The organism is Yinghuangia sp. YIM S10712 (assembly GCF_051388935.1).
In the GTDB taxonomy this organism is placed as follows: Bacteria; Actinomycetota; Actinomycetes; order Streptomycetales; family Streptomycetaceae; genus Yinghuangia.
On record NZ_JBPKBI010000070.1, the window covers coordinates 1 to 1,374 of the forward strand.

Genomic DNA, 1,374 nt, shown 5'->3' on the forward strand with positions numbered 1-1,374 from the left:
GCGTGAGGCGATCTTCAAGAAGACGTGGCTGAACGTGGGTCGTGTGGAGCAGCTTCCGAAGGTGGGGAGCTACTTCACGAAGGAGCTGTCGGCGGCGAAGACGTCGGTGATCCTGGTGCGCGGCAAGGACAAGGAGATCCGCGCGTTCCACAATGTGTGCCGTCACCGCGGCAACAAGCTGGTGTGGAACGACTTCCCGCGCGAGGAGGTCTCGGGCACCTGCCGTCAGTTCACCTGCAAGTACCACGGGTGGCGGTACGAGCTGGACGGCGAGCTGACGTTCGTGCAGCAGGAGGGCGAGTTCTTCGACCTCGACAAGAAGGACTTCGGGCTGAAGTCGGTCAAGGCCGAGGTGTGGCAGGGCTTCATCTTCGTCAACTTCGATGAGAACGCGGAGCCGGTCGCGGACTACCTGTCGCGGTTCGGGAAGGGCCTTGAGGGCTACCCGTTCGACAAGATGACCGAGGTCTACACGTACCGCGCGGAGATCGGCGCGAACTGGAAGCTGTTCATCGACGCGTTCATGGAGTTCTACCACGCGCCGATCCTGCACCAGAAGCAGGCGGTCGACGAGGAGTCCCGCAAGCTGCGCGAGGTCGGGTACGAGGCGCTGTCGTACGACGTCGACGGCCCGCACGGGCTGGTGTCCTCCTGGGGCGGCATGGCGCCGCCGAAGGACGAGACGATGGTCAAGCCGATGGAGCGCGTGCTGCGCAGTGGTCTGTTCGGTGTGTGGGACGCGCCGGATGTGGGCGAGATCCCGATGAAGGGCCTGAACCCGACGAACCACAAGGCGTGGGGCGAGGACTCGTTCCTGTTCTTCCCGAACTTCATGCTGCTGATCTGGAAGCCGAACTGGTACCTGACGTACCACTACTGGCCGACGTCGTACAACACGCACACGTTCGAGAGCTCGCTGTACTTCGTGCCGCCGACGAACGCGTACGAGCGTCTGCAGCANCTGATCTGGAAGCCGAACTGGTACCTGACGTACCACTACTGGCCGACCTCGTACAACACGCACACGTTCGAGAGCTCGCTGTACTTCGTGCCGCCGACGAACGCGTACGAGCGTCTGCAGCACGAGCTGGCGGCGGTGACGTTCAAGGAGTACGCGCTTCAGGACGCGAACACCCTGGAGGCGACGCAGACGATGATCGAGTCGCGTGCCGTGGAGGAGTTCCCGCTGTGCGACCAGGAGGTGATGCTGCGTCACCTGCACACGACCGCGCGCGGGTACGTGGCCGAGCACCAGGCAGCCCAGTCCGAGGCGTCGGCCTGAGCCCGCGCGGCTTCGGGTCTCAAAGGAGAATCGAGCGATCATGAGCAACCTTCTGCCTGCGCAGTTCGCGGATCTGGAGAAGTACGCGGACT

General features: G+C 63.6%; 1 protein-coding gene. It reads left to right on the forward strand.

The features are described from left to right. Positions 1 to 61: 61 nt before the first annotated feature. Positions 62 to 1,282: an SRPBCC family protein gene (locus ACRX5W_RS33230; protein WP_436792120.1), complete on the forward strand. Its 1,221-nt coding sequence runs from the start codon at positions 62 to 64 to the stop codon at positions 1,280 to 1,282. Positions 1,283 to 1,374: the final 92 nt, after the last annotated feature.